Origin of the sequence: Rhodanobacter sp. T12-5 (assembly GCF_008329435.1) — a bacterium.
Classification (GTDB): Bacteria; Pseudomonadota; Gammaproteobacteria; order Xanthomonadales; family Rhodanobacteraceae; genus Rhodanobacter.
Genome location: NZ_NPKN01000002.1, coordinates 532,559 through 558,247, shown reverse-complemented (window position 1 = coordinate 558,247; position 25,689 = coordinate 532,559). Strand labels below are relative to the sequence as shown.

Sequence of the window (25,689 nt, the reverse complement as noted above, 5' to 3'; positions counted from 1 at the left end):
ATTTCCTCACAGCTCCCAGCGCAGCTCGCCGAACCAGGTGCGGCCGGCGTAGGGATGGTAGACCCAGTAGTGTTCGTCGGTGAGGTTGTCGACGCCGAACGCAGCGCTCCAGCCCGGCGAAAATTTCCAGCGTAGCTTCGCATCGGCCACGGTGAAGCTGCTCACGGCGCCGTAGCTGTCCACGTAGTCGCTGTTGTCCAGCGAACCGTACTGGCGCCCCGAATGGCGGATGCCGAGCGAGGCGTCCCATTGTGGCGCGAAGCGATAGTCGGCGAACACGCTGGCGCGAATTTTCGGGATGCGCGGAAAGTATTTGTCGTTGGCGCGCGGGTATTGCCGATCATCCAGTGTCTTTGCGTCGTTGAAGGCGAGGCTGGCTTGCAGGTCGAGTCCGGACGTCCAGACGTCCGTCAGGCTGATCTCGCCTTCGATGCCGCGGCTGCGCATGCGGTCGATGTTCTGCACGCTGGTGACGGTGGGGGTGACGGTGATGTCGGTCTGCGAGTAGAGCGAGTCGGCGATGCGATCCTCGAACAGCGAAATGCGCCAGTGGCCGTGGCTCAGGCGACGGTTCAGGGTGAGGTCGGTGGCCTGGTCGATTTCGGGCTTGAGCGCGGGGTTGTTGTTGACGATCGCATTGGCGGCGATGGTGCCCTGGAACAGTTCGGCCACGGTCGGGTAGCGCACCGCCTTGCCGTGCGCCAGGCGCAGCTCCCAGCCGTCGGCGAAATCCCAGCTCAAGGCCGCTTTCGGCGAGAAGTCGGTACGCTGGCGGTCCGCGTAGCGGAGCGTGCTGCTGGCGTTGGCGAGCAGGCCGCCGTAGGCGCGCCATTGTTCCAGCCGCCCGCCCAGGGTCAGCGCCCAGGCGTCGGCGAAACTCCACACATCCTGCAGATACGCTGCGCGGGTCTGGCTGCGCCCGGCGAACGCGCTGAGGCGGCCGCCATCGGCATCGCCCAGCCAGTGGCTGGCGTTGCGCACGCGGGTGTCCAGCAGGTAACGATCGCCATGCACGCCGGCGTACAGCATGTGCCGATCGCCGAGCGGGCCGGAGCTGCGCAGGTCGAGCGTGTCCCAGCCGGAGCCGGCCTTGTCGGCGATGGTGCCGGGGCCGTTCACGGGAATGCCGGGTTCGGCCAGGCGGGCCGTGGCTGCCAGCGAGCGCAGGAAATCGTAATGACTGGCCACCGCGGTCCAGCGCCAGCCGTTGTCGAGATGGCCGTTCAATTCGATGCCGTACAGCATGTGCGTGTCGGTGGCCGAGGAAGGTGTCAGGCCGCTGGCCGGCAGGGTCCAGGTCTGTCCGGCGGCGCTGATCACGCCGCCAGCGACCGGGTTGCCAGCGGCATCGCGGATCAGGCTGCGGGTGCGGTCTTCGGCGCGGTTGTGCCACCAGCCGACGGTGAGCAGCGCCGCGACCTGGTCGGTCAAGTCGATGCCGAGCTTCAGCTTGGCCTGGTCCTGCACGGTGTGCTCGATGCTGTTGGCACCGTAGACGAGCCGTGGCGTGCCGTTCGGGTTGCGGTCCGGCGTGGCACCGCTGACCGGAACGGCGAGCGCCGGATCGCCGCCGGCCTTGGCGGTGGCGTACTGCATCGGCTGGCCGTGGTTGTCGAGTCGGCTGTATTCGAGGAGCCAGCTCCAGCGGCCCTGTTTGTTGCCCAGCGTGGCGGCCATCCGGTGGCCGTCGTAGTGGCCGCCCGCACCATAGGCGTCGCGATAGTCCTGGCTGAAGAACTGGCTGCTGGCGCTGGCGGTGAGTCGCTGCGGCAATACGGTGTGGATCAGCACCGTGCTGCCCAGCGAGTTGCCGGGGTAAAGCGCGGAGTAGGGGCCGTACAGAATGTCGACCGCGCCGATCTCGCCGGGCGCGACCATGCCCCAGCGCGGCGCGCCATCCCAGCCATTGGTCATCAGGTTGGAAAGCAGCAGGCCGTCGGCGTAGACCAGGCTGCGTGCGCTCTGCAGGGTGCCGGCGTTGCGGCCGCTGATCACCGCGTTCGGATCGCCGATATAGCGTTTGCGCACCATCATGTTCGGCGCGTACTTCAGCGCGTCGGCGCTTTCGGTGACGTTCTGCTGTTGCAGCTTCCGCCGCGTGACGCGCACCTGCACGCTGGGCGTTTCCATCACCATGGAATCGCTGGCGTGCACCGAGATCGGGGCCAGGGTGACGGTTGCGGGTTCGGCTGCCAGCGACGAACCGCCGGACACGGCAAGGATCACAGTGCAAAGGCCGAGCGATGGGGCTTTCAAGCGAGACTCTGGATGGGGATCTAGGGTTGCAAGGATAGTGCGCCACGGTGCGCACGACAGGTGACGGGTTGTCGCAGTGGTCGGCATGGGATGCACGCGCACGGCAAAAGGTGCCCGGTTGGAGCGAGGGGCGAGAAGTGAGTGGAGAGGAGTGAGAGAGAGCAGCAGCAACAGCCCACTTTGGAGTCGGTGCCGAGGCCTTCTCTCGCTTCTCACTCCTCTCCACTCACTCCTGCTTTGTCACTCGTCGCGGTCGGGGCGTTCGCGGACCGGGTGCTTGCTCAGTTTGCGCTGCAGCGTGCGGCGGTGCATGCCGAGGCGGCGGGCGGTTTCGGAGATGTTGCCGTCGCATTCGGTGAGCACGCGCTGGATGTGTTCCCACTCCAGCCGGCGCAGGGCCAGCGGTTGTTCGGGGGCATCCGGCACGTCGCTGTCGTCGGCGTCGGTATCGCCATCGAGCAGCGCGCGCACCACGGCGTCGGCGTCGACCGGCTTGGCCAGGTAGTCGTGGGCACCGCGCTTGATCGCTTCGACCGCGGTGGCGATCGAGGCGTAGCCGGTCAGCAGCAGCACGCGCAGGTCCGGTACCAGGGTATGCAGTTCGGGGATCAGGCGCAGGCCGTTCTCTTCGCCCAGCTTGAGGTCGAGCACGCAGTAGCGAGGATGATGCCGGCGGGTCAGCGCGCGGGCCTCGTCGAAGTTGCTGGCCGTGATGACCTCGAAGCCGCGTGAGCCGAGTGCGCGTGCCAGCACGCGCAGGAAGGTGGCATCGTCGTCGACCAGCAACAGTGGGCGGGCGGTGGCGGCGGGGGGCAACTCGGTCATCGCACGGTTTCCTGGAAGTGGAGCAGCCCCCATTCTTGCCGGAAGCGGCGTCACTTGCACGTCTGCCGCGGCTATTTTTCGGCGATCACCGTCAATGGCAGGCGCAGGCACATCTCCGCGCCGTGTTCGGTATTGCGTGCGACCAGCTCGCCATCGAGCCGCTCGGCGGTGGCCTCGGCCAAGGCCAGGCCGATGCCGAGTCCGCTCTGTTTTTGCGAATGGCCGAGCGGGCTCGGCTCACCGGTGGCGGCAAAGCCGGGGCCATGATCGCGGACGCTGAGCTGCAGCCATTTGGCGTCGCTCGACACTTGCAGTGCGACCATGTGCGAGTGACGGGTGGCCGAGGCATCGGCGGCGTTGTTGAGCAGGTTGAGCAACGCATGGCGCAGGCCCGGCGGCGTGCGCAACACGCTGCGCGACGTGGCCTCGTCCAGCGTGACGGCCAGCTCTGCCTCCGGCCGCAGCAACTGGAAACGTTCCACGCAGCCGTGGACGAAGTCGGCCACGCTGAGCCGTTCCGGTTCCTGCGACAGCTGTGCTTTTCCGAAGGCGACCATCTCGCGCAGGATCGTGCGGCAGCGGTCGACCTGGCCTTCCAGCAGCTCCAGATCCTCGGCCAGCGTGGTGTCGCCGGCGTGTTCGCGGCGCAATTCCGGCAGCAGCGTGCGCATCGTCGACAGCGGCGTATTGAGTTCGTGCGCGGCACCGGCGGCCTGGGTGGCGATCGCCAGGATGCCTTCGTCGCGGAGTGCCCGCTCGCGCACGCGCTGCACTTCGAGCTGCTGCAGGCGCAGCACATGCGCCAGCCGGCTGATGAAGAAACCCAGCAGCAACGCGCTGATCACGAAGTTCACGCCCATGCCGGCCACGTGCAGCGAAAAGCGGCCCGGTTCGCCGTCGTGCATCGGCATCGGCAGCGGCACATGCCAGTACAGCAGGATCACGTAGGCGAGGCCGGCCAGCCCTGCCACCGCGAGGATCGCGCGCGCCGACAGTGCCGCCGCGCTGAGTGCGATCGGCACCAGCAGCAAGGTGATGAACGGGTTGCTGGCGCCGCCGGTGAAATACAGCAGGTAGCCGAGCACCAGCGTGTCGGCGGCGATATGGCCGACCGCTTCCCACTCGCGCAGCGGCCATGGCTGGCTGAGCCGCCACGCCGCGAACACCGAGAACACCGCGAGCAGGCCGATGCCCAGCAGCAGCGGCAGCAGCGGAATCTGCAGTTGCATCCACCACGCGCAGACCAGCACCGCCACGCTTTGGCCGGCGATGGCGCAAAGCCTGAGCCAGGCCAGCGTGCGCGTGAGCGCGAACGGGCCGATGTGTTGGACGGATCGTTGCGGCATGGCGATCACCCCGGCTTGCCGTGCCCGGTGAAACCCGCCATGCGATGCACGGCGGGTTCATGGGATCACGACGGCGTGTTGAATTCCTCGCTGCGCACCGGCGGCAGCGGGGTGTTGGCAACGGAGTCGGAGTGGCTGCTGGACAGCTTCTTCATCAGCGGCAGCATCGCCAGCGCGATCACCGTGCAGGCGATGCCGGCAAAGCCGAGCTTGTTGAACAGCGCGGTGTAGACCGGCAGCGACACCAGCGGATCCTTGATGTCGGTCGGGATGCTGGCGAAGTTCGCCACCACGCTACCCAGATACTGCGAAATGCCCGAAGCGACGTAATAGGCACCCATCATGAAGCCACCCATCCGCGCCGGCACATAGCGCGCGATCATCGCCAGGCCGAGGCCGCTGACCAGCAATTCGCCCAGCGAGTACAGGCCGTAGCCCCACACCATGATCCATGAGGATACCTGGCCATTGACGGCGAAACGGGCGCCGACGCCGTAGATGAAAAAGCCGATCGCCACTGCCGCGAAGCCCCAGGCGAACTTGGCCGCCACGGACGGATTCTTGCCGACCTTGCCCATGGTGTTGTAGATGAACACCAGCACCGGGCTCAACAGCACGATCCAGATTGCGTTGAGCGACTGGAACTGTTCGGGAATCCAGTTGAACAAATGCAGGCCGAACAGGTTGAACGACAGATCGACGTTGCGCTGCGCGAACAGGTTCAGCGAGGTCGACATCTGCTGGTAGAAGATGAAAAAGAAGATCGTCTGCGCGGTCAGTACCAGTGCCGCGATCAGGCCGGCGCGCTCATGCAGCTCGCTGCTGCGGATCAGGTGCACGAAAATGCCCAGGATCACCACGCCGGCGGCGTACACGCACCACTGGGCGACCGTCTGGTTCTGCAGGATGAAGGCGGAGACGAACACCATGCCGAGCGCGGCCAGAAGCACCATGCCGAGGCGTTTGACATCCACCGACTTGTCGTCCGCCGGCGAGCCGACGTGTGCCAGCGTGCGATGCATCAGCGTGTAGTTGATCAGGCCGAGGACCAGGCCGATCGCGCAGACGCCGAACGCGGTATGCCAGCCCCAGGCGTCGCCGTACTTCGCGCCGACGTAGTCGCGGATCCACGGGGTCAGCAGCATCGAGATGGTCGAGCCGATGTTCACCGCCATGTAGTAGATGGTGAAGGCGCTGTCGATCTTGGTGTCGTCGCCCTCGTAGATCTTGCGTACCAGGTTGCCGGCGTTCGGCTTGAAGAAACCGTTGCCGACGATGATCACGCCCAGTGCGACGTACAGGAAATAGGCATTGTTGGTGGGAATCCACAACATCGCATAACCCAGTGCCAGCACCACGGCGCCGAGCAGCATGGTGCGGCGGGTGCCGATCAGCTTGTCGCCGACCCAGCCGCCGATCGCCGGCGTGGCATAGATCAGTGCGGCGGCGGCACCCCAGATCAGGTTGGACTTGCTGTCGGCGAAGCCCAGCTTTTTCACCATGTAGGTAACCATCAATACCTGCATGCCGTAGAAGCCGAAGCGCTCCCACATTTCGATCAGGAAAACGGTGCTGAATGAGCGCGTCTGCGAGACGGGTGGATTCTGGGTTGCCATATCTTTTCCGTGCGTGATTCAAACCGTGGCGGCGTGCTGGCACGCGCCTGCGAGGTGCGATCCTGAACAGATCACAACCGACGAAGCGTAACCCATCCGTCATCGCGGCGTAGCTGCAGTGCGACATGACAAAACACCGAGGTGGATGCATGCAGAGTGCGGAACAGCCGCACCTCGCACGTCTGCGGCAGCAAGGCTTGTGGCATCATGTCGCGTTCGCACTCCCTGTCTGAACGGAGTTTTGCCCCTCATGCCGATTGCTGCCCCTTCCCTGGTCGTGGCCTCCGTTCCGGCCCTGATGGTTCTTGCCGGGTCGCCGTTGCCGGCGGTCGGCTGAGCGGCGGCGTCGCCATGGCAGCCGAAGGTTTTCGCGGGCCAATGCAGCTCTGGAATGCATTCCAGTGGTCGATGAAAGGCTTTCGGGCCGCCTGGCGCCACGAGGCCTCGTTCCGGCTCGAGGCCTGTCTGGTGGTCGTACTGGTGCCGCTCGGCCTGTGGCTCGGCCACGGCGGCCTGGAGAAGTTCGCGCTGATCCTGGTGCCGCTGCTGGTGCTGTCGGCCGAGTTGCTCAATTCGGCGATCGAGGCGGTGGTCGACAAGGTCAGCCCGGAGTTCCACGAGCTGGCCGGCCGCGCCAAGGACATGGGCTCGGCGGCGGTGTTCGTGCTGCTGGTGCTGATGGCGGTGAGCTGGGGGTTGATCCTGCTGCCGCGCTGGTGCTGACCAGCGCCTGGCGCGTCGAACCGATTACCTGAGGTCCTTTTTGTTGGCCCGCGTGCCTGGTCCGCACCTGTGACAGATCGGCGCCGCGCTGGCCACCGACTCGGTGCGTAGAGTAGGGCTGTTGCGGAGGCTGCCATGCGGCCAGAGCGCAAATGAATGCAGGGTCTGTTGGCGAAGCTGCTTCATGATTGTCCTCTGGAGATTCTTGCTCCCTGGGAATCGAGTCCAGACGATCGGTCCCGGCATCAAATCGCCTGCATGCACGATCACGGATCGTTCACCCGTTCACCTGATCCACTGTGCAAACCGTCGCCTGGACGATTGCGCCACGGCGGCATGGATGCTGCAATGTTCGTACCTTCGAGCTGGAGCGATTCCATGAAAACCCTGCGCGTGCTCGTGTTGCTGCTGCTTGTCGTCATGCTTTCCGGCTGTGGCTACAACGCCATGCAAAAACAGGACGAGGCAGTCAAGGCGTCGTGGTCGGAAGTGCTCAACCAGTACCAGCGCCGCGCCGACCTGGTGCCGAACCTCGTCAATACGGTCAAGGGCTATGCCCAGCATGAGGAAAAGGTCTTCGTCGAGGTGACCAATGCCCGCGCCAAGGTCGGCAGCATCCAGGTGAACGCCGACACGATCAACGATCCGGAGAAGCTCAAGCAGTTCCAGGCGGCGCAGGGCGAACTGGGCAGCGCATTGTCGCGACTGATGGTGGTCAGCGAGAACTATCCGCAGCTGAAGGCCGATGGCCTGTTCCAGAATCTGCAGGCCCAACTGGAAGGCACGGAGAACCGGGTTACCGTGGCGCGCAACCGCTACGTGCAGGCGGTGCAGCAATACAACCAGCTGATCCGCACCTTTCCCAACAATCTGACCGCGAAGATGTTCGGCTACAAGGTCAAGCCGAACTTCAGCGTGGACAACGAAAAGGCCATCTCCACCGCGCCGACGGTGGACTTCGGCACCCCTGCGCCGGCGCCAGCTGCAACGACGCACTGATGAAGCCGTGGCACCGCCCGCGTCGCTGGCTGCTGGTGCTGGCGTTGCTGCTGCCGGCATTGCTGCATGCCGCCGATGCCGCGCCGAAGCTGGCGCGGCATGTTACCGACCTCACCGGCACGCTGACCGCGGCGCAAGTCGACCAGCTCGACGCAAAGCTGGTCGACCTGGAAAAGGCCAAGGGCGCCCAACTGGTGGTGCTGATGATCGGCAGCACCGGCGGTCAGGACATCGAAAGCTATTCGTTGGCCGTGGCCGAGGCCAACAAGATTGGTCGCAAGGGTACCGACGACGGCGTGCTGCTGCTGATCGCCAAGGACGATCGCCGTGTGCGCATCGAAGTCGGCTACGGCCTGGAAGGCGCGATCCCTGACGCGGCGGCGGCGCGGATCACCCGCGAGTACATCGCGCCGAAATTCCGCAACAACGACTATTTCGGCGGCATCAGCGACGCGGTGGGCGCACTGACCCAGTTGATCGACGGCGAACCATTGCCGCCACCGGTCGAGGGTTCTCCCTCCCGCGAGCGGGCCGGGCCCGGACTCCAGGGGGCGCTGATGATCGGCGTGTTCGTGGCACTGTTCCTGCGCAGCATGTTGGGTCGAGCCAAGGCATGGATTCGCGCCCCGATCGGTGCCGCGTTGGTTGGTGGCCTGCTGTGGCTGCTGATTTCGATGGGAGCGGGCATCATCGGCGCATTGATCGGCGGCGTGCTGATGCTGTTGCCCGGTGGTGCCGGCCGTTCGATCGGCGGCGGAGGCTGGGGCGGCTTCGGTGGTTTTGGCGGCGGCAGCGGCGGTTTTGGCGGTGGCGGTTTCAGCGGCGGTGGCGGCAGCTTCGGTGGCGGCGGTTCGTCGGGGAGTTGGTGATGACGCGCATGCGGCGATGGCTGGTCAATCTGTTCGGCAGCTGGTTCCAGTTGCGCCGACGCTTCCCGGCGGCACTGCTGGGCGAACTGGCCGCGGCGATTGCCGCCGGCGAACGCAGCCACCTGGGCGAGATCCGCTTCGCCATCGAGTCGCGTCTCGCACCCCTCGCCGTGCTGGATGGCCTCGACGCGCGGACCCGGGCGCGGCAGGTGTTCGCCCAACTGTCGGTGTGGGACACCGAGCTCAAGACCGGTGTGCTGTTCTACGTATTGATGGCCGAGCATCGCATCGAAATCATCGCCGATCGAGGCATCGCGGCGAAGGTGGCGGCCAGCGAATGGGGTGCGATCTGCACCCGCATGCGCCATTGCTACGCCAGCGGGCAATGGCGCGACGGCAGCCTGGAAGGCATCGCCGCCGCCAACACACTCCTGCAACAGCATTTCCCCGCCGACGGCACACGCAATCCCGACGAACTGTCCGACCGCCCTGTGCTCCTGTAGGGCGGGCATTGCCCGCCCTACAAAACGGATGGCGTCAGCCGCCCAGGTACTTGCCGAGGAAGTCCTGCATGTGCTGGTACAGGTCGAGGCGATCCTTTTCGCTGTAGAAGCCGTGGCCTTCCTTCGGTTTGCTCAGCCATACGTAAGGCTTGCCTGCCTTGTCCAGCGCCGAGCGCAGGGCGGTGGCGTTGCGGAACGGCACGCGCTGGTCGGCTTCGCCGTGGGCGATCAGCACGGGCACATTGAACTTGTCCAGCCGGTACAGCGGCGAGATCGCGCGGGCGGCGTCCTTGTCGCCGATCGCATCGGCAAAGTAGGTCTGGCCGGCCGAGAAATGACTGGTATCACTGCGATCCATGCCGATCGCCCAGTCCGACACGCCGGCGTAGTCGATCGCGCACTTGAACAGGCCCGGGGCGAGGATCGGCGTCATCAGCGAGGAGTAGCCGCCGAAGCTGCCGCCGTAGACGCAGATGCGCTGCTGGTCGGCATAGCCCTGGTCGATCGCCCAGTGCACGCCGTCGATCAGATCCTGCTGGATGCGGTCGCCGAAGTGCTTGTAGCCGGCATGCTGGAAGTTCATGCCGCGGCCGGCCGAGCCACGGTAGTTGACCTGCAGCACCAGATAACCGCGACTGGCCAGGAACTGCGCGTCGGTGTCGTAGGCCCAGCCGTCCGCAACGCCGATCGGGCCGCCGTGCGGCAGCAGCACCATCGGGTGGACCTTTGCGCCGTCGGTCGGTTCGGTGAGATAGCCGTCCAGCTCCATGCCATCGCTGGCCTTGAAACGGATCGGCTTGCGTTCGGCCATCTGCGCCGGCTTGATCCACGGCTCCACCTGGAACAGCGGCCGCAGGTTCATGTTGTGGCGGTCGAACAGCGCGTAGGTGCCCGGGTCGCGATCGCTGTAGGCATGGATCAGCAGGATCATGCTGTCGTCGCTGCGGCCGGCGATGTCGATCAGTTCATCCGGAAACTTGTCGCTGAGCGCCTTGTGCACCTGGGCCAGCGTGCTGTTGTCCAGATAGCTGAAGTGGGGACGGCCGGTACTCATGGCCGCCGCATAGGGTGCACCGTCGTGCGGTGCCCACAGGATGTTGCCCACGGCAGAGAAACTGTCGCTGGCGAGTACCTTGCGGTCGCTGCCATCGAGTTTGCTCACGACCAGCGCTTCAGGGCCGCCGTCGGCGCTGTAGATCGACCACAACTGGCTGCCATCGGCGCTGATGCGCTGGGGCACCAACGCCTTGCCGGTGATGCCGGCAGGCAGTTGCCGCCACGGCTGATCCTTGTTGTCGCGGGTGTAGGTGACGATGGTGCTGCCCGCATCGGGAGAGCCGTAGGCGAAACGGGCGACGCCATCGTGCATGACGAAGTTCATGTCGCCCTTGTCGATCTTGCCCATCAATTCGGCGCGGCCGCTACCCGAGTCGACGTCGTAGACCATGCTGCTGTGGCTGTCGTACATCGTGAAGCTGCCGCGTGGCATCGGCCGCAGATTGACGTAGAGGTGGCCGTTGCGAGGCTCCGGCAGGCCCGCGATCGAAGCCGCACCGCGCGGCATGTCCTGCGAATGGATGGACTTGCCACGATCGCCCAGGCTGTACAGCGTGCTCTTGTGGGTGCCGTCATAATCCAGCGCCACCAGTTCGCCGGTCATCTGCGGCACATCCAGCCACGCGGACTCGTATGCCAGTGCCACGACCAGACGGGTATTGCTGACCCATACCACCTGGCCCGGCACATTGCGTCTGGCCATGTCGAGGCGGCTGAGCGGCTTGAGGTCGGGCAAGTGCAGCACGGCCAACTGATAGTGGTTGTCGCCCTCGGCATCGGTGCTGCGCACGGCCACGGCCAACAGTTGGCCATCCGGCGAGAGACTGGGGTTGCTCAGCTCGCCCCGGCGCGCGAAATCCTGGATCGGCAGCAGCGCGGGCGGCGCGGCAAGCGCTGCGAAAGACACGAATGCGAAAGCGAGCGCCAACAAACGGCGCACAACGATGGACATAACGAACTCCCCTTTGAGTGTTGCGGCAATGAAGGCGATCGGAAATCCTCGATCGCTTCCTGACGGTGCAGGCATCCGTGGATCGCCTGACATTCGCTCGCCACCTCCCCCGAGATGGCGCCGAGCGTGCGATTCTAGCGGTCCTGCCGTGGCGACCGAAACCCCTGTTGCCTCGGATCGACCCAGTTACACTTGTGGTTTGTGATCGATCAAGCCCGTCCATGACCCAGCCTTACGTTGTCGACATCAACCCGGTGGCCTTCAGCCTCGGTCCGATCCAGGTGCACTGGTACGGCCTGATGTACCTGCTCGGCTTCTTTTTCGTCGCGGTGCTGGGCGAATATCGACGCAGACGCGGGCGACTGCCGGTCACTCGCGACGCACTTGGCGACTTGCTGTTCTACGGCATGCTGGGCGTGATCGTGGGCGGGCGGGTCTGGTACATGCTGTTCTATTACGAAGGCGGTCCGCGCTGGATCTGGACCGACCCTCTCGTGCTGTTCAAGGTCTGGGATGGCGGCATGAGTTTTCACGGCGGCCTGCTTGGCGTGCTGGCCGCGGGCTGGTGGTGGTCGCGCCGGCAGAAACTGCATTTCTTCGACACCATCGATTTCGTCGCTCCGCTGGTGCCGATCGGACTGGGTCTGGGGCGGCTCGGCAACTTCATCAATGGCGAATTGTGGGGAAAGCCGACCGACGTGGCATGGGCGATGATTTTTCCGCAGGCGCCGGACCGGCTGCCGCGTCATCCCTCGCAGCTGTACGAAATGATGCTGGAGGGCGTGGTGATGTTCGTGGTGCTGTGGCTGGTGTCGCTGAAGCCGCGCCCGCGCTATCTGATATCCGGTCTGTTCGCGCTGCTGTACGGGTGTTTCCGTTTCGCGGTGGAATTCGTGCGCGTACCCGACCCGCAGCTCGGCTATCTGTTCGGCACGCAGTGGGTGACGATGGGACAGATGCAGTCGCTGCCGTTGATCGTGATCGGGCTGGTGCTGATCGCGATGTCACGCCGCGCACCCACGCTGCCCCTCGCAGCACCCTGACTGTAGGGCGCACAGGGTGCGCCCCTGCAGGTGTCCGCCGTCAGAAGTTGCGGTCGCCGCCGATGATGTCGCCCAGGCCGCCAAGCAGCGAGCCCTCGCCGCGGCGCTGACCACCGCCCTGCGGCGCCGCCGCCAGCATGCGCCCGGCCATGCGCGAGAACGGCAGCGACTGCAGCCACACCGTGCCCGGTCCGGTCAGCGTGGCGAGGAACACGCCTTCGCCGCCGAACAGCATGCTCTTGATGCCGCCGACGGACTTGATGTCCATGCTCACCGTGTCGTGGAACGCGACCACGCACCCGGTGTCCACGTCGAGCCGCTCGCCGGCCTTCAGTTCACGCTGCACCACGGTGCCGCCGGCGTGCACGAACACCCAGCCGTCGCCTTCGAGCTTCTGCATGATGAAGCCCTCGCCGCCGAACAGGCCGGTGAGGATCTTGCGCTGGAAGAAGATGCCCAACTGCACGCCGCGTGCACCGGCCAGGAAGGCGTCCTTCTGGCAGATCAACCGGCCGCCGTGGTCGGACAGCTTCATTGCCATTACGGTGCCGGGGTAGGGCGCGGCGAACGCCACCTTGGCCTTGCCCTGGCCGGCATGCGTGAACACCGTGGTGAAAAGGCTTTCGCCGGTGATCACGCGCTTGCCGGCGGACAGCAGCTTGTCCATCAGGCCGCCGCTCTGGCCGCCGCTGGAACCGTCGCCGAATACGGTGTCCATCTGTACCGCGGATTCCTTGTACATCAGCGCGCCAGCCTCGGCGATCGCGCTTTCGCCGGGGTCCAGCTCGATCTCGACGAACTGCATGTCGGTGCCGACGATGCGGTAGTCGATCTCGTCGGCGCGGCCGCTGCCCATCGACGCCGGCATCGGTGGCGGCGCCAGCGGCGTGCCGCCGAAGTCGGCCACGCTGCGGATCGGCTTCCATTCGGCGAAACCCTCGCACCAGCAATAGCCGTCCGGCTGGCGCTGCGCCTGTGCCCGCGCCGCGGCGTCGTCGAGCGGGCCGATCCGGTCGGTGTTCTTGCCGTAACTGAAAAACCACTGCGCCATGGTCCATCTCCTGGTGGAAAGGCCCGAGTCTAGGCCGGGGAAGTGCGTTGCGGGAGTGACCGTTGTCATGCCCCACGGGCTAGAATCCGGTGATGCACGCCTATCTCGATCTGCTCCGCCACGTCCTGGACCATGGCACCGAAAAGACCGACCGCACCGGCACCGGCACGCGCAGCGTGTTCGGCTGGCAGATGCGCTTCGATCTCAACGAAGGCTTCCCGCTGGTCACCACCAAGAAACTGCACCTGAAGTCGATCGTGCACGAGCTGATATGGTTCCTGCGCGGCGACACCAACATCGCCTACCTGAAAGAACACGACGTGCGTATCTGGGACGAGTGGGCCGATGCGCACGGCGACCTCGGCCCGGTCTACGGCCAGCAGTGGCGCGCCTGGCCTACCGCCGACGGCGGCGTGGTCGACCAGATCGCCTGGGTGGTCGACGAAATCCGGCGCAACCCGGACTCGCGCCGGCTGATCGTCAGCGCCTGGAACGTGGGCGAGTTGCCGAAGATGGCGCTGATGCCCTGCCACACGATGTTCCAGTTCTACGTGGCGGACGGAAAACTCAGCTGCCAGTTGTACCAGCGCTCGGGCGACATCTTCCTCGGCGTGCCGTTCAACATCGCCAGCTATGCGCTGCTCACCCACATGGTGGCGCAGGTCTGCGGCCTGGGCGTGGGTGACTTCGTGCACACGCTGGGCGACGCCCATCTGTACAACAATCATCTGGAACAGGCGCGGCTGCAGTTGAGCCGCGAACCGTTGCCGCTGCCGCGGCTGAAGCTCGATCCAGCGGTGCGTTCGATCTTCGATTTCCGTTACGAGGACATCGCGATCGAAGGCTACCAGTCGCATCCGGCGATCAAGGCCGCCGTTGCCGTATAGCTGTCACGCAGGAACATGCGGAACCGGCGCGGCGCCACCGTGGCCTGCTAATATCCGGCGTCATCGGCGGACGCGTGCCGTCCCACTGATCATCCAGCCTTCCAAGGATTCGCCATGGCTATTTCACTGATTGCTGCGCTCGACGAAAATTTCGCCATCGGCAGCAAGGGGCAACTGCCCTGGCACCTGCCCGATGATCTGCGCTGGTTCAAGCAACTGACCACCGGCAAGAACGTGCTGATGGGCTACAACACGGCCGTGTCGATCGGCCGCGCGTTGCCGGATCGGGTCAACCTGGTGCTGTCGCGCCGGCACGAGGCGCCGTTTCCCGGCCAGATCACCGTACGCTCGATCGAAGAAGCCCAGGCGCGCACCGACAATACCGGCCTTATCGTCATTGGCGGCGGCATGGTGTTTGCCGAGGCCTTGCCGCGCGCCCGGCGGATGTACCTCACCTGGGTCGGCGCCGCCATCGATGGCGCCGATACGTTTTTCCCCGGCGTGCATTTCAGCGACTGGACCGAAGTCTCCCGCGTGCATCACAAGGCGGATGCCGAACACGCCTACGATTTCGACATGGTTGAATACCTGCGCAACAGCTGATGGCTGAGTCTGCCCCAACGCGGGTCGTCATGCATGTGATGGCCGGCGTCCTGCAGGATGGCCAGGGGCGGGTTCTGCTGGCGCAGCGACCGGCCGGCAAGCATCTGGCCGGCATGTGGGAATTTCCCGGCGGGAAACTCGAAGCCGGCGAAACGCCACTGGCGGCGCTTGCCCGTGAACTTCACGAGGAACTCGGTATCGTCGTGCAATGTGCCGTGCCGCTGACGCGGGTGCCATGTCATTACGTCGAACGCGAGTTGTTGCTGGATGCGTGGCAGGTCGACCGGTGGGAAGGCGAGCCGAAATCCCTGGAAGGGCAGGCTTTGCAGTGGTTGACGCCGGCGCTGATCGACCCGGCGATCCTGACCGTGGCCGATCGGCCGATCCTGCAGGCACTGCGGTTGCCCCGGCGCTATCCGATCACCCCGGCCGACGCGAGGCCGGATCAGCGCGGTATCTGGTTCGAGCGTATCGCTCAGGCGATTTCACGCGGTGAACAGATGGTGCAACTGCGCCTGCCACTGTGGCCACGCGAGCTGGTGCGCGAACTGGCAGCCGGCCTGCTGCCGCTGACGCGGCGGCATGGTACGCGGTTATTGCTCAACGGCGACGTCGAAGGTGCGCTGGAGCTGGGCATCGGCGTGCAACTCAAGGGCGCCCAGCTGATGGCCTTGGCCGAACGTCCGCTGCCCTGGTCGCAACCGGTCGGTGCCAGCTGCCACCACGCCACCCACCTGGGCCATGCCGCGCACATTGGCGCGGACTTCGCCACATTGTCGCCGGTAGCTGCCACGCGCAGCCATCCACAGACACCGCCGCTTGGTTGGGCCTGGTTCCAGTCCCTCGCCGAAGCTGCCGCACTGCCGGTCTTCGCCCTCGGCGGCATGGCTCCCGCGTACATCGCGCAGGCCTGCCAGAACAGCGGTCACGGCGTCTCCGGCGCTCGCGGATTTTGGCCGTAGGAGCGCACCCCGTGCGCGAAATGCCTTTGGTGGAGAACGTCAAAAACATTCGCGCACAGGGCGCGCTCCTACACATCAGTGCGGAGTTGCCAGCGCCAGATATCGCTGATGCAGCTTTGCCACCGCATCGTCGAGGGCCGATTCGTCGCCACTGTTCTCGATGACTTCGTCGGCGAGGGCGAGTCGTTCGGCGCGGGTTGCCTGATGGGCCAGCATCCGGGCGGCCAGCGTTTCGTCGACGCCGTCGCGGGCAATCAGCCGGGCGATCTGTACCGGTTCGGGGACATCGACCAGCAGTACGCGATCGATCCAGCGATAGTGTTCGATGTTCTCGGCAAGCAACGGAATAGCCAGCAGGCAATACGGCGCGCGCTCGTCCAGCGCGCGCTGGTGCAGCCACTGGCGTACCCGAGGATGGATGATCGCCTCCAACATTTTTCGCGCAGCGGGGTCGGCAAAGATGCGCTGGCGCATGGCCGGACGATCCAGCCGGCCCGCGTCGTCCAGCACGCCGGTGCCGAATGCATCGACCACGGCGGCCAACCCGGCGGTGCCTGGTGCGACCACTTCGCGTGCCGCCACATCGGCGTCATGCACCGGCACGCCGAGGGCTTCGAAACGCCGGGCGACGGCGGTCTTGCCCGCGGCAACGCCACCGGTCAGCGCGATCGCCAACGCACGCGGCGGCTTGCTCATCGCAGGCCGGTCAGTTGCATGTAGCCCTGCAGCAGGCCATGGCCCGCGACGAACCAGACCCAGCCGGCGGCGGCGATGAACGGCCCGAACGGCATGGGCACCTGGCGATCGTGTCGATGCAGGACGATCAGGCTGCCACCGACCAGTGCGCCGATCAGCGACGACAGCAGGATCATCGGCAACAACGACACCGGCCCCATCCAGGCTCCCAGCGCGGCGAGCAGTTTGAAATCGCCGTGGCCCATGCCTTCCTTGCCGGTGAGCAGCTTGAACGCCCAGTACACGCTCCACAGGCTCAGATAACCGATCGCCGCGCCGACGATCGCCGAGGGTGCGGTGACGAACATCGGCAGCAACGCCAGCATCAGGCCCAGCCACAGCAACGGCAAGGTCAGTTGATCGGGCAGCAACTGTGTGCGGAAGTCGATGCCGGACAAGGCGATCAGCACCCAGGTCAATACCAATCCCGCCAGCCCCGCCCAGGAGGGGCCGAACTTCCACACGATCACCGCGCTCAGCACGCCGCTGAGCAGCTCCACCAGCGGATACTGGACCGAGATCTTCGCCTGGCAGTATCGGCAGCGTCCACGCAGCAACAGCCAGCCGAGCAGGGGAATGTTGTCCAGCGCCGACAATGGGTGTTTGCAATGCGGGCAATGCGACGGCTCGCGCACGATGCCCGGCGGCAACGGGGTCGCATCGGCCTCGAGCTCCAGCACATCGCGCGCTTCCTGGCGCCAACCCGCGGCCATGCGTTCGGGCAGTCGCAAGATCACCACGTTGAGAAAACTGCCGACCAGCAGGCCGAGTACGCCAGCGAGGGCGATCCACAGGGCAAAGGGAAGATCGGGCATGCGGCAGCCTTGTATGTCTGGATCCCGTCGAGGGAATAGGGCGTAGGGTACGGTGCTTCGCGCAGGAGCGCACCCTGTGCGCGATGCTCGAAACAATCGGCATCAGAGCATCGCGCACAGGGTGCGCTCCTACAACAAAACGGCGGGCAATGCCCGCCGCTTTTGCGCTGTGTCCTTGGAAGCCTAGAACGTGCCGGCGAGCTTGAAGATGGGCAGGTAGAGTGCAACCACCATGCCGCCGACCAGCGTACCCAGAACCACCATGATGATAGGCTCGAGCAGGGTGGACAGGGTATCGACGGCGTTGCTGACCTCTTCCTCGTAGAACTCGGCGACCTTGAACAGCATGTGGTCCAGCGAGCCGGATTCCTCGCCGATCGCGGTCATCTGCACGACCATGTTGGGAAACAAGCCGGTCTGCTTCATGGCCAGTTGCAACTGATGGCCGACCGCGATGTCTTCACGCATCTGACGCACGGCACCGCCGTAGACCACGCTGCCGGTGGCGCCGGCGACGGCGTCCAGCGCCTCGACCAGCGGCACGCCGGCACGGAAGGTGACGCCGAGCGTGCGGGCGAAGCGGGCGATCGCGGAATTGCGCACGATGTTGCCCATCACCGGCATTTTTAATGACATTCGGTCGAGGAAGTGGGCGAACTTCACCGAGCGCTTTTTCGCGACGATCAGCGCGGTGATGCCACCAACGATGACACCGATGACGATCCACCAATAACTCTGCATGAACTCCGAGGCGTTGACCAGGATCTGCGTGGGAGCCGGCAGTTCGGCACCAGCATCCTGGAAGGTCTTTGCAAATACCGGGACCACGAACAGCAGCATGATCATGCAGACCAGGAACACCACGACCAGCACCATCATCGGGTAGAACAAGGCCTTCTTGATCTTCTTCTTGATGGCCTCCGTGCGCTCCTTGTAGGTAGCGACGGTATCGAGCACGGTGTCCAGCACGCCGGATGCTTCGCCGGCATGTACAAGGTTGCAGTAGAGCTCGTCGAACTGCACCGGATAGCGGGCAAGTGCCTCATGCAGGGCGGAGCCGCCCTCGATGTTCTGCTTCACGTCCAGCAGGATGTTCTTGAAACGTATGTTCTTCTGGCCATCGGCAATGATGTCGAAGGACTGCACCATCGGCACGCCGGAGGCCATCATGGTGGCGATCTGGCGACTGAAGATGGCGACGTCACCGGGCTTGACGGTGCTGCCCGTGGAGCCGAACAGCGGCTTGGCGCGCTCCCGCACGGTTTGCGGGTTCATGCCCTGGCGGCGAAGTTCGGCCTTCACCAGCGAGGCGTTCTTCGCCGGCATGTCGCCTTTCATGCGCTTGCCGCGTTTGTCCAGCGCGACCCACTCGTAAGTGGTCATCTTGCTGACTTCGGCACGCTGTGCGCCGAGCGCTCGCGCCTTGTTTGCGGTTGCGGTAGCCGTAGCCATGCGCATCTTCCCCCGGTTGTTCAGTGCAGATCCGCGCCAGTTGGCGGTTGACAGGTTATTTATACAGCTTAAGGCAGGCCGTCGCGCCAAACCGTGGCGTCGGACGCAAGTTCGTTGTTACAGGCGTCGCAGATCCATGGCCTCAGTCCTTCGTCACGCGGTCGATCTCGGCCAGACTGGTCAGGCCGTTTTTCACCTTGAGCAGCGCCGACGCGCGCAAGTCGTTTACCCCGGCGTTGCGTGCCGCCTCGGCGATCTGCAGCGCATTGCCGCCTTGCAGGATGATTTTCTGGATCTCTTCCAGCATCGGCATGACCTGATAGATGCCCACACGGCCCTTGTAGCCGTCGTTGCAGCCGTCGCAGCCGCCGGCCTCGTAAATGGTCAGGCCGGCATCGATGTCGGCCTGGGCAAAGCCGGCCTTGAGCAGCACTTCGGGGGGCAGGTTCTGCGGCTTCTTGCAGTCGTGCAGGCGTCGCGCCAGTCGCTGGGCAATGATCAAGGTCACCGACGAGGTGATGTTGTACGGAGCGATGCCCATGTTCATCAGGCGCGAGATGGTCTGCGCGGCGTCGTTCGTATGCAGGGTGGACAGCACCATGTGGCCGGTCTGTGCCGCCTTGATCGCGATCTCGGCGGTTTCCAGGTCGCGGATCTCGCCGACCATGATCACGTCCGGATCCTGGCGCAGGAATGAGCGCAGCGCGCTGGCGAACGTCATGCCGCGCTTGACGTTCTGCTGCACCTGGTTGATTCCCTCGACGCGGATTTCCACGGGGTCTTCCACCGTCGAGATGTTGCGCTCCGCCGTGTTGAGGATGTTCAGTCCGGTATACAGGGAGACAGTCTTGCCCGAACCTGTCGGGCCGGTAACCAGCACCATGCCGTAGGGCTTCTGGATTGCGTCGAGGTAAAGCTTCTGTTGCTCCGGCTCGTAGCCGAGCTTCTCGATGCCCACCTTCGCCGAGGAGCCGTCCAGGATGCGCAGCACGATCTTTTCGCCAAACAGCGTCGGCAACGAGCTCACGCGAAAGTCGACGGCGCGGGTCTTGGACAAGTTGAGCTTGATGCGGCCATCCTGCGGCACGCGCTTTTCGGCAATGTCCAGTTGCGCCATTACCTTGATGCGCGAGGAAATGCGATTGGCCATCTTCATCGGCGGACTGGCGACTGCACGCAGCATGCCGTCCATGCGCAGGCGCACGCGGTATTGCGTCTCGAACGGTTCGAAGTGGATATCCGAGGCGCCCCGGCGAATCGCGTCGACCAGGATCTTGTTGACGAACTTCACCACCGGCGCGTCATCGGCAGCATTGGCATCGATGCCGGTCGACTCGGCTTCGTCTTCGGCGATATCGAGCTCCATGTCGTCCAGCTCGCTGCCACCCATGTCGGGCATGGTGTCGCGCATGCTGTTGAGCAGGCCTTCGATCACGCGCTGCAATGAACCACGCTCGACCAGGATCGGCTCGACCATGCAATTGGAGTGGAACTTGATCTCGTCCAGCGCGTGCGACTGCATCGGATCGGCGATGCCGACGAACAATCGCTTGCCACGGCGGAACAGCGGCAATGCCTGGTGCTTGCTGATCAGGGCTTCGCTGATCAGGTCGAGCGGCATGGTCTTGGGGTTGATCGAGGCAACATCCATCATCGGCATGCCGAATTCGGCCGATGCGATCTGGGTCAACTGAATGCCTTCGACCAGATTGTGGTCGAGCATCCAGCCCATCAACGACGCCTTTTGCTGTGCGCTGTCGGCCATCGCCTTGCGCACCTCGGCTTCCGGCAGGACACCCTCGGAAACCAGGCGACGCGCCATGCCAGACAAACCCGCGAGCGATGGTTGCAATTGAGTTGACATGACTTGGACGTTCCCCCCGTATGGCGTTGAATCTACAGCAGTCTGGACGTCAGGTCACCCCTTCGGGCTGTTTTCTGGATCGGCGAGTGATGCAATGCACAAATCCCCCACTCGGCACTCGCCGAGGTGGCTGAAGGGCACACAAAACCAGGATGACTCCGGCAAACACGCCACGGCCTTCACGCTATGATCTCCTCTCTGCCGAGGGGACCCATCTGTTGAACCGCCTGAGCATCATCCTGCCCGCCAAGAATGAAGCGCCCGCGCTGACCGAGCTGTTGCCGTGCCTGCGTGCTGCGCATCCCGAGGCCGAAATCATCGTGGTCGACGACGGCTCAACGGACGACACCCGCGACATTTGCAGGAGCAACGGAGTCGCGTGCCTGTCCTCGCCGTATTCGATGGGTAACGGCGCAGCGATCAAGCGGGGTACCCGCGCCGCGGATGGCGAGATCCTGGTGTTCATGGACGGCGATGGCCAGCACGATTTTTCCGATATCGCCCGCTTGCTCGAACAACTCGATCAGGGCTACGACATGGTGGTCGGCGCCCGTGACTGGGGCAGCCAGGCCGGTGTCGGCCGCGGACTCGCCAATACCTTGTACAACTGGTTGGCCAGCCGCATGACCGGGCATCCCGTAGCCGACCTCACCTCAGGCTTCCGCGCCGTGCGCGCCGACAAGTTCCGCGAATTCCTGCACCTGCTGCCGAACGGCTTCAGCTACCCCACCACCAGCACCATGGCCTTCTTCCGCAGCGCCTATCCGGTCGCCTACGTCCCGATCAAGGCCGCCCAGCGCATCGGCAAAAGCCACATCAGGCCGCTGCGTGACGGCCTGCGTTTCCTGCTGATCATCTTCAAGATCGCCACGCTCTACTCGCCATTGAAGCTGTTTGTGCCCGCGAGCGTGGTGTTCTTTTTGCTTGGCTGCGCGAACTATGCATGGACTTTCATGCAGGATGGTCGGCTCACCAACATGAGTACACTGCTGTGGAGCGCGTCCGTGATCGTGTTCCTGATCGGTCTGGTGTCCGAGCAGATCACCGGCTTGATGTATCGACGCGATGCCTGACGATCCTGGTTCCAAACGGCCGACACTACTCGTGCTCGCCTCCACTTATCCACGTTGGAGTGGCGACCACGAGCCCGGATTCGTACATGAGCTGGCCAAGCGCCTGACCGATCATTTCAAGGTCATCGCCGTAGTTCCCAGCGCGCCGGGCGCCACGGCGCGGGAGACCCTGGACGGCGTGGAAGTGATTCGTTACCGATATGCGCCACGGCGCTTCGAAACGCTCGTCAACGATGGGGGCATCGTCACCAACCTGCGTCGCCACCGCTGGAAGATGCTGTTGGTGCCCACCTTCGTGTGGGCGCAGGCATGGCGAACGTGGCGCTTGTTGCGGACCAGACAGATCGACGTGATCCATGCTCACTGGCTGCTCCCCCAGGGATTGATTGCAGCCCTGCTTGGCAAGTTGTCCGGACGGGCTCCTCCCTTTCTGGTTACCGCGCATGGCGCGGACCTGTTTGCGTTGCGGGGGAAGGTTTTCAGCCAGCTCAAACGGTTTGTCGTCCAGAAGGCCTCCGCGGTTACCGTAGTCAGTGAAGCCATGCGTGATGAACTGAAGCGCATGGGTGCGGATGTTGGCAAGGTGGGTGTGCAATCCATGGGTGTGGATCTGGAGGGGCGATTCACCCCTGGCCCGACAGCGCAACGATCATCCGACGAGATCTTGTTTGTGGGTCGGCTTGTAGAGAAGAAAGGCCTGCGTTACCTGATTGATGCGATGCCGACCGTACTCACGGCACATCCATCTTCCCATCTCACTGTCGTCGGTTTCGGGCCAGAGCAAGCGGAGCGTCTGGCACAAGTTCGGCAACTCGGCCTGCAGGCCAAGATTCGCTTTGTCGGTGCATTGTCCCAGTCAGAGCTTCCAGCGCTGTATAGGCGCGCGGCAGTATTCGTTGCACCTTTTGTACAGGCATCTTCGGGTGATCAGGAGGGGCTGGGGTTGACTCCAGTTGAAGCGGCTGGCTGCGCTTGTCCGGTGGTAGTCAGCGACCTTCCTGCCGTGCGGGAAGTGTTCGACGAAGACCAGGCTGTGCTGGTGACGCCAGGCTCAGCTGCGGCGATCGGTCGCGCGGTGATCGCGTTGCTATCTGAGCCACCCTTCCCGATAGGCACCGCTCGAACACGAGCGTCCCTGTGTAGGAAATTTGATTGGCAATCGGTTGCCGAAAGCTACGCGCGAGCGTTGGGCAAGCTGGTGCGGCAAATCACACACGGGGGAAAGTAAAATGTGGCCGATGGGTTTGATGCGGAATGCGCTCAAGAAGCAGTATGCGCGCACGATGCGGGATGCCTACGCGTTCGCGCGAGCGCAGGCAACTTTGCATCCCGTTGCTCAGATACTCGATTGTGGCAGTGGGAGCGGTCACGAAAGAATGGCGACGTTCGGATCTTATGCTACGGACGATGATCAGTTTCGCTATTCCGGTCTGGAGTGGAACCGAGATGATGTTAAGCGGGGCAATGCAGCAGGACTGCATATCCGTGAGGCCGATCTCAACAAGGCTTTGCCGATTGAATCCGAAAGTCAGGATTGCGTCATCGCATACTCGGTCGTCGAGCACCTCTTGATGCCTTGCTCATTTATTGGCGAATGCCACCGCGTGCTCAAGCCGGGTGGCAAGCTCATCATTCTGACCCCCAATATCAGCACATACTTCACTGCTGCGCAGATATTGCTCGGAAGAATGCCGTCGTCGGGTCCTCATCCGGATTCCAATCGACTTATTCAGTTTGATCAGCCCCCTCAGGTTTCCGACGTCATGCGTGATGACCTGACGTTGGACACGCCCCAACACAGGCATCTGGTTGTCTTCAGCTTCAGAGCTTTAAAAAAATTCCTGCAGATGACTGGTTTTTGTGTCGAAAGAGCGAGAGGTTTTGGTTACTACCCCCTGCCGATATGGGCACAATCGTTTTTTGAGCGCGTTGATGCCAACCACTGTCACCAAATGGTTTTTGCTTGTCGCAAGGTTATTCCGAAATTTAATGGTCGCGCGTAGTCCCGTACAGGAACACCAACGCGCAAGTTGACTTGACCAGGATTTTTGCCAATGGGAAGGGCAGGCGTTTCAGCATCGGATCGATATGAGGTGCCAGCCTCAGCGCGAATGGTCCCGACATTTTCCCGATCGGACGTAACCATGGATGTAGCCGAGCATCAATGCCCGCATACCCCAGAGTGCGATAGGCGACTGGATGTCGTCTTGCGAAGGCGCGAGCGCTCGATCCACCTGCTTGCATCATTTTGCGGCTGACCTCAGGCAACGTCAGGCTGTCGAGATGGTAGACGACTGCACCTGCTGCCCATGCAATGTTGCCAACGTCGGCCAAACGCAATAGCAAGTCACGGTCCTCGAAGCCATAATGTCGAAATGCCGTATCGAACCCGCCAACCCCCTCGAAAGCGGATCCGCGCACGGCCATGTTCTGAGAGCTTCCAGCGCAGACGGCACCCTTCGCATGCTGGTACTGACGACGTTGCGATGCGTCGCGCTGGTATCGACTCCAGAAATCATCGTCGATCCCAGTGACATGTCCAGTACTTGCTACACATCCTGATTGGAGTGTTTTGTGGTGCTCGGCGAGGAAGCTGTCGTCAGCCGGAATGCAATCGCAATCCATGAATACGATCATTTCTCCGCGGGCTCGCTGTGCGCCCACGTTGCGTGCTGTTGAACGGCCTTGGTTCGAGTCGAGTTGGATGACGAGCAAGCGCTCGTCCTTGCATTGCGCGAGTATTTGAAGGGTACCGTCCCCCGAACCATCATCAACGGCAATGACTTCAATGTTGAAGCCTGGGGGCAATGACTGCTTTAACATGGCACGTGCTGCGACCAAGGCGCGTTCCCCATCTTGAAAAATGGGGATCACGACGCTGATCAGGTGCTTCGAGCGATTCATGAAGCGGGTTTACTTGCAGCCAGGCGAGGAGTTTTCTTGAGACGATCAAACAATGCGATATAGCGGTCCGCGATAATGAGGATATCAAAATTGCGTTCTACACAATCGCGGGCAGACGCACCCATCGCGGACAACCGATCGGCCGGCGTGATTAGTGCCTGCGAAATTGATTGAGCCAGCGCAACGGGGTCACCGGGAGGAACTACCCAGCCACTGTTTGCGTCGACGTACAGGTCAAGCCCTCCGCATTGCGTCAAGATCAACGGGAGTCCACGTTCCATCGCCTCGAGGCCGGCGTTCGAAAAACCTTCATACATCGAAGGCAGCAGGAAGACATCTGCGAACGCGAGCTGATCCGCTACCTGTTTCTGGGTTAGTTCGCCCAGCCATTCGACCCGGTCAGATATCTGCAGGTCGTTCGCGAGGCCTTGGAGTCGTTTCTGTTCCGGCCCGCCTCCGGCGATCCTCACTTGTCCTGGTTGCAGGCGCTCGCCAATCAGCGCGATCGCTCGCAGCAAAACGTCATATCCTTTTTGCGGCGCCAGTCTGCCGACCGCAACGAATCGCGGAATGCCCACTGGTCCGGGACGTCTTCGTACTTCACGCACCGGGACGCCGTTTGGAATGTGACTGAAAGCGCGGCCAGAGAAACCCGTCGCCAGAAGTTCATCGGCCATGTCATTTGCGATCAGGTTGATCGCGTCGCATTCGCTGTCCAGCAGGCGGATGACCTGTCTGGAAAATGGCATGGAACGCAGGAAGTCGGCATCGCCTTTTCCGTGCGTATTGGCAGGAGTGGCGATTAGCGGGGTGCGAAGCAGCCTGAATTTCTTGAGTAGCGCTGTCGTCGCAGCCGCTTCCCCGAGAAAGCGCGTATAGACGATGTCCGCCCAGTGTCGGTGGCGCAGCAAAAGCCAGGCAAGCGATAGGGAGTAGCTGGCTGCGCGACCACTCCGGCCGAGAAGGGGTGTGGTTCGGATGCGGCGTACGGGAACAGTATGCCTTCCGATATGTACCGGCCCCATGCCCATGCGGCGGCCGAAGCAGACAACCTCGTGTCCTGCATCCAACCAGGCTTCGATAAGTCGGGAGACCTGCATTTCTGCGCCACCCGTGACGAATTGCGGTAGATCGGAGATAACCAGGATACGCATG

At 63.6% G+C, this 25,689-nt stretch carries 23 protein-coding genes; 11 read left to right on the top strand and 12 right to left on the bottom strand.

Annotated features, from left to right (window positions below; all coding sequences use genetic code 11):
- Positions 1 to 6 precede the first annotated feature (6 nt).
- The 4 genes from CIW53_RS06685 to CIW53_RS06670 form a co-directional block, all read right to left on the bottom strand.
- Positions 7 to 2,256: a TonB-dependent receptor gene (locus CIW53_RS06685; protein WP_242451798.1), complete on the bottom strand. Its 2,250-nt coding sequence runs from the start codon at positions 2,254 to 2,256 to the stop codon at positions 7 to 9.
- 240 nt (positions 2,257 to 2,496) lie between these two features.
- Positions 2,497 to 3,081, bottom strand: coding sequence for a response regulator transcription factor (locus CIW53_RS06680; protein WP_149363896.1), 585 nt, complete (start codon positions 3,079 to 3,081; stop codon positions 2,497 to 2,499).
- 71 nt (positions 3,082 to 3,152) lie between these two features.
- A complete protein-coding gene (locus tag CIW53_RS06675; RefSeq protein WP_149363895.1) occupies positions 3,153 to 4,427 on the bottom strand; it encodes an ATP-binding protein in 1,275 nt (424 codons plus the stop codon).
- 65 nt (positions 4,428 to 4,492) lie between these two features.
- Positions 4,493 to 6,043, bottom strand: a complete 1,551-nt coding sequence (locus tag CIW53_RS06670) for an oligopeptide:H+ symporter (protein ID WP_149363894.1) — start codon at positions 6,041 to 6,043, stop codon at positions 4,493 to 4,495.
- A 351-nt stretch (positions 6,044 to 6,394) separates the two neighbouring features.
- Here CIW53_RS06670 and CIW53_RS06665 point away from each other — a divergent pair, with 351 nt between their 5' ends.
- The 4 genes from CIW53_RS06665 to CIW53_RS06650 all read left to right on the top strand — a co-directional run bounded on the left by CIW53_RS06665 (position 6,395) and on the right by CIW53_RS06650 (position 9,137).
- Positions 6,395 to 6,766: a diacylglycerol kinase gene (locus CIW53_RS06665; RefSeq protein ID WP_149363893.1), complete on the top strand. Its 372-nt coding sequence runs from the start codon at positions 6,395 to 6,397 to the stop codon at positions 6,764 to 6,766.
- A gap of 378 nt (positions 6,767 to 7,144) precedes the next feature.
- Positions 7,145 to 7,765: a LemA family protein gene (locus CIW53_RS06660; RefSeq protein ID WP_149363892.1), complete on the top strand. Its 621-nt coding sequence runs from the start codon at positions 7,145 to 7,147 to the stop codon at positions 7,763 to 7,765.
- Positions 7,765 to 8,634 (top strand): TPM domain-containing protein, encoded by an 870-nt coding sequence (locus tag CIW53_RS06655; RefSeq protein WP_149363891.1) that lies wholly within the window; start codon positions 7,765 to 7,767, stop codon positions 8,632 to 8,634. The genes CIW53_RS06660 and CIW53_RS06655 overlap by 1 nt, the downstream gene beginning before the upstream one ends.
- A complete protein-coding gene (locus tag CIW53_RS06650) occupies positions 8,634 to 9,137 on the top strand; it encodes a TPM domain-containing protein (protein WP_149363890.1) in 504 nt (167 codons plus the stop codon). Before CIW53_RS06655 ends, CIW53_RS06650 begins: the two co-directional genes overlap by 1 nt.
- Positions 9,138 to 9,171: 34 nt before the next feature.
- On the opposite strand, the gene CIW53_RS06645 is transcribed toward CIW53_RS06650, so the two are convergent.
- Positions 9,172 to 11,145, bottom strand: a complete 1,974-nt coding sequence (locus CIW53_RS06645) for a prolyl oligopeptidase family serine peptidase (RefSeq protein ID WP_242451797.1) — start codon at positions 11,143 to 11,145, stop codon at positions 9,172 to 9,174.
- Between the two features lie 221 nt (positions 11,146 to 11,366).
- Here CIW53_RS06645 and lgt point away from each other — a divergent pair, with 221 nt between their 5' ends.
- Positions 11,367 to 12,188, top strand: coding sequence for a prolipoprotein diacylglyceryl transferase (lgt, locus tag CIW53_RS06640; protein ID WP_149363889.1), 822 nt, complete (start codon positions 11,367 to 11,369; stop codon positions 12,186 to 12,188).
- 40 nt (positions 12,189 to 12,228) lie between these two features.
- On the opposite strand, the gene CIW53_RS06635 is transcribed toward lgt, so the two are convergent.
- Complete coding sequence (locus CIW53_RS06635; RefSeq protein WP_149363888.1) at positions 12,229 to 13,239, bottom strand: TIGR00266 family protein; 1,011 nt, start codon at positions 13,237 to 13,239, stop codon at positions 12,229 to 12,231.
- A 92-nt stretch (positions 13,240 to 13,331) separates the two neighbouring features.
- Between CIW53_RS06635 and CIW53_RS06630 the strand changes: the two genes are divergently transcribed.
- The 3 genes from CIW53_RS06630 to CIW53_RS06620 all read left to right on the top strand — a co-directional run bounded on the left by CIW53_RS06630 (position 13,332) and on the right by CIW53_RS06620 (position 15,691).
- Positions 13,332 to 14,126: a thymidylate synthase gene (locus CIW53_RS06630; protein ID WP_149363887.1), complete on the top strand. Its 795-nt coding sequence runs from the start codon at positions 13,332 to 13,334 to the stop codon at positions 14,124 to 14,126.
- A gap of 114 nt (positions 14,127 to 14,240) precedes the next feature.
- Positions 14,241 to 14,729 carry a dihydrofolate reductase gene (locus CIW53_RS06625; protein WP_149363886.1) on the top strand — a complete coding sequence of 163 codons (489 nt, stop codon included), beginning with the start codon at positions 14,241 to 14,243 and terminating at the stop codon, positions 14,727 to 14,729.
- Positions 14,729 to 15,691, top strand: coding sequence for a Nudix family hydrolase (locus CIW53_RS06620; RefSeq protein WP_242451796.1), 963 nt, complete (start codon positions 14,729 to 14,731; stop codon positions 15,689 to 15,691). The genes CIW53_RS06625 and CIW53_RS06620 overlap by 1 nt, the downstream gene beginning before the upstream one ends.
- A 75-nt stretch (positions 15,692 to 15,766) precedes the next feature.
- Here CIW53_RS06620 and coaE read toward each other — a convergent pair whose 3' ends face one another.
- From coaE to pilB, 4 genes are all read right to left on the bottom strand, one after another.
- Positions 15,767 to 16,387: a dephospho-CoA kinase gene (gene coaE, locus CIW53_RS06615; protein ID WP_149363885.1), complete on the bottom strand. Its 621-nt coding sequence runs from the start codon at positions 16,385 to 16,387 to the stop codon at positions 15,767 to 15,769.
- Positions 16,384 to 17,241 carry an A24 family peptidase gene (locus tag CIW53_RS06610; protein ID WP_149363884.1) on the bottom strand — a complete coding sequence of 286 codons (858 nt, stop codon included), beginning with the start codon at positions 17,239 to 17,241 and terminating at the stop codon, positions 16,384 to 16,386. Before CIW53_RS06610 ends, coaE begins: the two co-directional genes overlap by 4 nt.
- Positions 17,242 to 17,424: 183 nt before the next feature.
- A complete protein-coding gene (locus CIW53_RS06605) occupies positions 17,425 to 18,693 on the bottom strand; it encodes a type II secretion system F family protein (RefSeq protein WP_149363883.1) in 1,269 nt (422 codons plus the stop codon).
- Between the two features lie 142 nt (positions 18,694 to 18,835).
- Positions 18,836 to 20,557 carry a type IV-A pilus assembly ATPase PilB gene (gene pilB, locus CIW53_RS06600; RefSeq protein ID WP_149363882.1) on the bottom strand — a complete coding sequence of 574 codons (1,722 nt, stop codon included), beginning with the start codon at positions 20,555 to 20,557 and terminating at the stop codon, positions 18,836 to 18,838.
- 218 nt (positions 20,558 to 20,775) lie between these two features.
- On the opposite strand from pilB, the gene CIW53_RS06595 reads away from it, so the two are divergent.
- From CIW53_RS06595 to CIW53_RS06585, 3 genes are read left to right on the top strand one after another with little or no spacing between them, the layout of a single operon-like run.
- Positions 20,776 to 21,630, top strand: a complete 855-nt coding sequence (locus CIW53_RS06595; protein ID WP_149363881.1) for a glycosyltransferase family 2 protein — start codon at positions 20,776 to 20,778, stop codon at positions 21,628 to 21,630.
- A gap of 31 nt (positions 21,631 to 21,661) precedes the next feature.
- Entirely contained in the window at positions 21,662 to 22,858 is a 1,197-nt protein-coding gene (locus CIW53_RS06590; RefSeq protein ID WP_242451795.1) for a glycosyltransferase, read from the top strand.
- A gap of 1 nt (position 22,859) precedes the next feature.
- A complete protein-coding gene (locus CIW53_RS06585) occupies positions 22,860 to 23,633 on the top strand; it encodes a class I SAM-dependent methyltransferase (protein WP_149363879.1) in 774 nt (257 codons plus the stop codon).
- Here CIW53_RS06585 and CIW53_RS06580 read toward each other — a convergent pair.
- On the bottom strand, positions 23,617 to 24,534 hold the full coding sequence (locus tag CIW53_RS06580) for a glycosyltransferase family A protein (protein ID WP_149363878.1): 918 nt from the start codon (positions 24,532 to 24,534) through the stop codon (positions 23,617 to 23,619). The genes CIW53_RS06585 and CIW53_RS06580 overlap by 17 nt on opposite strands.
- Positions 24,531 to 25,688, bottom strand: a complete 1,158-nt coding sequence (locus tag CIW53_RS06575) for a glycosyltransferase family 4 protein (protein ID WP_149363877.1) — start codon at positions 25,686 to 25,688, stop codon at positions 24,531 to 24,533. The genes CIW53_RS06580 and CIW53_RS06575 overlap by 4 nt, the downstream gene beginning before the upstream one ends.
- Position 25,689: the final 1 nt, after the last annotated feature.